8 protein-coding genes are annotated in these 6,285 nt (G+C 59.1%); 5 read left to right on the top strand and 3 right to left on the bottom strand.

The window, feature by feature from the left end:
* The coding region (locus tag ACPF7Z_RS18435) for a GTP-binding protein (RefSeq protein WP_425194706.1) at positions 1-1,152 on the top strand (1,152 nt) is incomplete at its 5' end.
* Here the strand turns inward: ACPF7Z_RS18435 and ACPF7Z_RS18430 are convergent.
* Entirely contained in the window at positions 1,142-1,618 is a 477-nt protein-coding gene (locus tag ACPF7Z_RS18430) for an RrF2 family transcriptional regulator (protein ID WP_425194705.1), read from the bottom strand. The two genes, ACPF7Z_RS18435 and ACPF7Z_RS18430, sit on opposite strands and share 11 nt — an antisense overlap.
* A 239-nt stretch (positions 1,619-1,857) precedes the next feature.
* Between ACPF7Z_RS18430 and ACPF7Z_RS18425 the strand changes: the two genes are divergently transcribed.
* Genes ACPF7Z_RS18425 through ACPF7Z_RS18410 form a run of 4 tightly spaced genes read left to right on the top strand, consistent with a single transcriptional unit; the run spans position 1,858 to position 5,426 of the window.
* Positions 1,858-3,027, top strand: a complete 1,170-nt coding sequence (locus tag ACPF7Z_RS18425) for an NnrS family protein (RefSeq protein ID WP_425194704.1) — start codon at positions 1,858-1,860, stop codon at positions 3,025-3,027.
* A 55-nt stretch (positions 3,028-3,082) separates the two neighbouring features.
* On the top strand, positions 3,083-3,487 hold the full coding sequence (locus ACPF7Z_RS18420; RefSeq protein WP_425194703.1) for a ribonucleotide reductase subunit alpha: 405 nt from the start codon (positions 3,083-3,085) through the stop codon (positions 3,485-3,487).
* Between the two features lie 39 nt (positions 3,488-3,526).
* Positions 3,527-4,921: an oxygen-independent coproporphyrinogen III oxidase gene (hemN, locus tag ACPF7Z_RS18415; protein ID WP_425194702.1), complete on the top strand. Its 1,395-nt coding sequence runs from the start codon at positions 3,527-3,529 to the stop codon at positions 4,919-4,921.
* Positions 4,922-4,949: 28 nt separating this feature from the next.
* Complete coding sequence (locus ACPF7Z_RS18410; protein ID WP_425194701.1) at positions 4,950-5,426, top strand: hypothetical protein; 477 nt, start codon at positions 4,950-4,952, stop codon at positions 5,424-5,426.
* Positions 5,427-5,456: 30 nt separating this feature from the next.
* On the opposite strand, the gene ACPF7Z_RS18405 is transcribed toward ACPF7Z_RS18410, so the two are convergent.
* A complete protein-coding gene (locus ACPF7Z_RS18405; protein ID WP_425194700.1) occupies positions 5,457-5,705 on the bottom strand; it encodes a DUF2442 domain-containing protein in 249 nt (82 codons plus the stop codon).
* A gap of 48 nt (positions 5,706-5,753) precedes the next feature.
* Complete coding sequence (locus ACPF7Z_RS18400) at positions 5,754-6,278, bottom strand: nitrous oxide reductase accessory protein NosL (protein ID WP_425194699.1); 525 nt, start codon at positions 6,276-6,278, stop codon at positions 5,754-5,756.
* Positions 6,279-6,285: the final 7 nt, after the last annotated feature.

Raw genomic sequence — 6,285 nt, 5'->3', positions numbered from 1 at the left:
GCCTACCGCTATTTCTCCACGGACAAGCGCAAGTTCATCATCGCCGACACCCCGGGCCACGAGCAGTACACCCGCAACATGGCCACCGGCGCCTCCACCGCGAGCCTCGCGGTGATCCTCATCGATGCGCGCTACGGGGTGCAGACCCAGACCCGGCGGCATAGCTTCATCGCCGATCTGCTGGGCATCCAGCACCTGGTGATCGCGGTCAACAAGATGGATCTGGTCGATTTCTCCCAGGCGCGCTTCGACGAGATCGTCGCCGATTACCGCGCCTTCGCGGAAAAGCTCGCCGTACAGGATATTCGCTGCGTTCCGATCTCGGCGCTACAGGGGGATAACGTGGTCGACAGGAGTCAGCATATCCATTGGTATGCTGGCCCGGCGCTGCTTGAACTGCTCGAGAGAATCGAAATTACCCCGGATCAGAATTCATCGGATGTGCGCTTGCCGGTGCAGTACGTCAACCGCCCGCATCTCGATTTTCGTGGCTACTGCGGCACCCTGGCCGCCGGCACGCTGGGTCCAGGGCAGGCGGTCAAGGTACTGCCGTCAGGCAACGTCAGCACCATCGAGCGCATCGTCACCTTCGATGGCGATCTGGAACTGGCCACTCCGGGCCAGGCGATCACCGTCACCTTGAACGACGAGATCGATGTTTCCCGAGGCGATTTGCTGGTGGGTGAGGCCGAGGAAGTGGCACTGTCGGATACTTTCGAGGCGGATATCGTCTGGATGCATGAGATACCGCTGGCAATCGGCAGGCATTACGACATCAAGCTGGGAACCCGGGAAGCGGTGGGGCAGGTGAGTGCCATCGACTACCAGATCGATGTCAATACGCTGGCGCATAGGAACGCCGATCATCTGGGCCTGAACGCCATCGGTCGTTGCCGGTTAGAGCTCACCGCGCCGTTGCCGGTGGACGACTATCACCGTAGCCCGGGCACCGGCAGCTTCATCGTCATCGACCGGCTAAGCAACGTGACCGTAGGGGCGGGGATGATGCGGGGTGCAGGGGAATCCAGATGTGATACGACGCTGGCCCACACAATCGATTGGCAGGGATTTGAACTCGAGCTCAATGGCTTGATTCGCAAATACTTCCCGCACTGGGAAGCAAAGGATATACGCGACAGATTCAGGAGTTGACGAGCGGTGTCTCGCAAGGCGAGTTATGAAGCTGCAATAGCTTGATCAGTTCGGTACGCGTTTGCGGGTCCGGCCCCAGCATATCGGCGAGAGTATAGCTATCGAGCACACGGAAAAAAGCCTCTAGCGCCTCGAAGAGTACTGATTTGATACGGCAGGCAGGCGTGATGATGCACTGGTTATTATCACCAAAGCATTCCACCAGGGCCAGGTCCTGTTCGGTGTCTCGGACCAGCGCTCCGATATTGATGTCCTCAGCGCGTCGTTTCAGCAACAGGCCACCGTACTTGCCTCGAATCGCCTGCAGATAGCCCTTGTGGTTGAGTTCCTGCACCACCTTCATCAGATGGTTGCGGGAAATGTCGTAGCGCTCGGCGATTTCACTGATGGTTGAGCGCTCCTCTCCCTTGAGCGCCACGTAGAGCAGCACGCGCAGTGAGTAGTCGGTATAGCGGGTGATATGCATGTAGTAATCCTTGCGAGCGTGGACTCCCTTGCCGCTCAGTAAAGGCGCGACGTTGGGCGTGTCAGGGTGCAACGGACGGCCTCAAAACCGCTTCCAACTAATGCGCTCTGCTGATAAATCAGACGAGCCAAAGGATGCATTGTTCCATGGCGGACTTTTCTGAGCGCGATTGGCCATATAAGATGCATTCCCTATGTATATTAATTGGCGGGTATAAAGTGCACAAGCGCAGGGCCTTTGTGAGCAATCAACGCAAGGTGCCGGCGAAGCTCCTGTTCTTCCCTGCGGCGGGTCTGTATGCAGCAGTGCTGGTGCCTTTGTCGCTATGGGCCATGTTCTACCGCCCCATGCTGCTGCCGGGTATCAGCGACGGCCTTGGCCATGCGCGGGAGCTGCTGTTCGGCTTTGCCCTGGCCGTGATCGCGGGATACCTGCTGGGACCCTTGAGTCCTCGGCGTCTGCTGGTGCTGTTCGGGTTATGGTTCGGGGCGCGCCTCGGGTATCTACTGGCACCGGCCAGCCTCTGGCCACCGTTGATCGGTACCCTATTTGCGCTCGCTTTGGCATTTCATCTCGTGCCGCGTTTTCGTTCCGCCAAGAAATGGCGTAATCGCCTATTGAGCCCGCTTCTATTACTGATCTGCCTGCTCGCATCGATCCTGTTCTGGCTGATTCATGCGGACAAGGCACCGCTACTGCAACACGCCCTGGTGTATCAGGCCGTACTGCTGCTGGCGCTGCTGATGCTGTTCATGGGAGGGCGGGTGATTGCCCCGGCAATGGCGGGACATTGCCAGCGTTTGGGCAAGGTCCTGGACGCGCGCGTCCAGCCGCGGATCGAAGGGCTATTGATTCTGAGCATGATCCTGGCCATCGCCTTGATGAGCTGGCCGGCTAGTCGCAACTGGGCGGGCTTGATGCTCATCGCGGCGGGAATGGTGGCGCTCGTACGTCTGCTACGCTGGCGTTTGTGGTGGTGCAGGAAGCGACCGGATCTGCTTTGTCTAGGCGCCGGGTATGGTTGGCTGGTGGTTGGGCTTGTGAGCCACGGTGTCGCTCAGTGGCAGCAGCAGATGACCTCAGGCTTGATCCATGTCATCACGTTGGGGGCGCTGGGGACGTTCACGGGTGTTATCATGATGCGCTCCACCATCCTGCAGAGCGGTGGGCGCGATACGGCGGATCTTGTTCGCGAATGGCGGATTCCGGTATTCACCGTGTTGATTGCCCTGGCGACGCTGTTGCGGCTTGCTGCACCGCATGTGGTATCGCTTCATCTGGTGCTGCTGTGGGGTGCCGCCCTCGCCTGGAGCCTGGCTTGGTTATTGGCCATTCAGTGCTTATGCAGAGCCATCCGCGGTGGTATGAAACGCCAAGCAGCCCGGTATCGCGAAGTTCATCGAGTATGAACTTTCGGGTAAACAAAATTCTGGATATTGCTGTTGTCATTGTAAGGAGGTCCTTGTGTCCATTGCCTGTTTTGCCGATCTGCTGGACGAGGCGCGCCGACAGCCGGAACCACAGCGCCTGCTGTTCGTATTCGCCCGCGCCGAGTTGCCGGATCATCCCGACGCGGCCCAGCGCGAGCGCTTCGAGCAAGGGCAGGGCGGTGTGCTGGCACCGGTGCTGTGCGTCGACAAGACTCTCGACGAACTGAGTGACATGGCGGCGCTGGTCGAGGAGTCACGACGTACCGAAGTCGAGTGGGACATCGTCTTTGCCGCCGCCCTGGCCGGTGATGGCCGTCAGCCGCCCAGCAGCGACGAGGCGGAGCAGCCCCTGCAGCGCATGGTGGAATCGCTGCAGCAGGGGACCATCGACAATTTCCTGGCCTTCGATCGCAAGGGCGATGCGGTTAGCTTTCATTGAGCTTGTGGCCACTGGATTCTTGGAGACTGTGGAGAGATCGTGAAACCAAATGATTTGACCTTCGACCGCACCCTGGTCGAAAAGTATGACCGACCGGGGCCGCGCTACACGTCCTATCCCACGGCACCGCGCTTCAACGCCGCCTTTGCCTTGGATGATTATCGGGATGCGGTGAAGCGCAGCAACGCCGACGCATCTCCTAAACCACTCTCGGTCTACATCCACATCCCGTTCTGCAAGAGCCTGTGCTACTACTGTGCCTGCAACAAGATCATCACCCACAAGACCGACAAGGCGGTGGAGTATCTCGAGTATCTCAAGCGAGAGATCGCCATGCAGGCCGAGCTGTTCGATACGTCCCGCAAGTTGACTCAACTGCATCTGGGGGGCGGTACGCCAACCTATCTCACCAACGCTCAGATGGCCGAGCTGATGGATACTCTCGACGAAGCCTTCACTCTGGAGCGGGGAGAGAAGCGTGAATTCTCCCTGGAAGTGGATCCACGCACCGTCTCGCCACAGCAGATACATGAACTTCACGCCCTTGGCTTCAACCGTCTGAGCCTGGGCGTCCAGGATTTCGATCACGACGTACAGGCGGCGGTCAATCGTGTCCAGAGCGAGCAGCAGGTCCTGGAGCTGATCGAGGCGGCCCGGGAGGCGGGCTTCGACTCCATCAGCGTCGATCTGATCTACGGTTTACCGCTGCAGACCGTCGAAAGCTTCACGACGACCCTGGACAAGATCGTCGCCATGCGACCGGATCGGGTGGCGACCTACAGCTATGCTCACCTGCCCGAAACCTTTCGCGCTCAGCGTTTGATCCGCCCGGAAGACATGCCGCCTCCGGAGCGCAAACTGGAGTTGTTGGAACTGACAATCGGCCACCTGCAGGCGGCGGGCTATGTCTACATTGGCATGGATCACTTTGCGCTACCCGACGACGAACTCGTCCGAGCTCGGGACAACGGCACCCTGCAGCGCAATTTTCAGGGCTATTCCACCCATGCCGACTGCGACCTGATCGGCCTGGGCGTCTCCGCCATCGCCAAGGTCGGCGATACCTATAGCCAGAACGCCAAGGTGCTGTCGGAGTACTACGCGTGTCTCGATAGAGGCCAACTGCCCATTCAGCGTGGCTATCGGCTCAATGCGGACGATCATCTGCGCCGCGACGTCATCCACCAGTTGATGTGTCATGGAAGTGTCGACTTCGCCGATATCGAGTCCGCCCACGGCATTCATTTCCAGGACTATTTTGCCGATGCCTTGGCCTCCCTGGATGAATTGATGGCCGACAAGCTGATCACCATCGAGAAAGACGCCTTGGTGCTGCACCCGCAAGGACGTCTGATGATGCGTAACGTGGCCATGGCCTTCGATGCCTACATCGTCGCGGATTCTCGAGAGCGGCGCTTCTCGCGCACAGTGTGAATCTGCTGGAAGGATGTGATAGCAAGCGATGCTGACGGAACTCACCTTGGCGCGGGTCGTGCATGTATTGGCGGTGGTGCTATGGATAGGGGGCGTTGCCATGGTCACCACGGTGCTACTGCCGGCAGTCAGGCGTTTCAAGGACCCTTCGGAAGCCGTTGCCTTCTTCGAAAAGGTGGAGGCGCGCTTCGCCTGGCAGTCGCGAATTACCACATTACTGGCCGGCGCCAGCGGCTTCTACATGCTGCATCTACTGGGCTGGCAGCGCCTGCTTTCGGTACACTACTGGTGGACACACGCGATGATCGCGGTGTGGCTGGTGTTCACCCTGATGCTCTTCGTGTTCGAACCCTTGTTCCTGCACCGCTGGTTTCACGAACGAGCCACTCGAGCACCACACTCGACCTTTCGAGTGATACAGCGGCTTCACTGGGGATTGTTAACTATCAGTCTCGTGACGGTGGCCGGTGCTGTGGCGGGGAGCCACGGCTGGTTCTGGTGGTAGGGTAGGGTCGCGTAGATATAGCGCCTGCATTTAAGCGGCATGTCGGCGACGTCGGGTCATGTCACCTCGGCCCGCCAGCAGTCCCTCGATAGAGATATCCTCATCCAAGGCATCCCAGTGGATGCCTCGCGGGCTCAGCTCATAGGCCTCAAGCTGCGCTTGGGTGGCATTGAGCAGGCGTGGGTACCACGCCAGAGGTACGCCTATCGTGCGGCCGTCGCTGAGTTCGACCCAGAAGCTGTCGGCGTTGAACGTCACATGCTTAGGAGAAGTAGTCATGCCATGCACTCTCTAGTTGATCTTGGTGGCCAACCATCTCCACACCAATCAATGTAATTCTCCCCGTCCCAGTTTGCCCAGCAGTTCCAGGTCCACATCCTCGAAGCGGATGATCTCGCCGCCATGTTCCTTGCTGAATTTCTCGGCCTGGTCCTGTTCAGCGAAGGAGGCGAGGGTGTGACCCATGGCGCCGGGCTGGTCGTGACCGACCACATACCAGGCATCGACGGCGCGGATATAGGCATCGTCAGCAGGGGCTTCCCAGGTCGTCTTACCGATGTCGTGTACGTAGGCATGGCTGATCTGCGTCTCGTTCTCCGGCTGCTTGAGAAAGGCAAAGAGATCCATGGTCGAGCAGAATTTCAGGGCCTCGGAATCGTTCTTCATGAAGGCCTGCCCCTTGGGGCCGGGAAAGTTGGTGATGGTCATGCCGCATACATGGCAGGCATCGCCATCGGTGATGGGTTGGGGTGAGGCCAGGGCGGATTGCTCCGGTTCCTGATCGCATCCTGCCAGGGTGAAGACGAAGACGAGGACGAGCAGCAGTGAAGGTAACGAGTAACGGTGTTGCATGATGGTA

Origin of the sequence: Halomonas sp. GXIMD04776, assembly GCF_049808615.1 — a bacterium.
In the GTDB taxonomy this organism is placed as follows: domain Bacteria; phylum Pseudomonadota; class Gammaproteobacteria; order Pseudomonadales; family Halomonadaceae; genus Modicisalibacter.
Note: the sequence above shows the minus strand (reverse complement) of the source record. Positions and strands in the feature narration are given on the sequence as shown.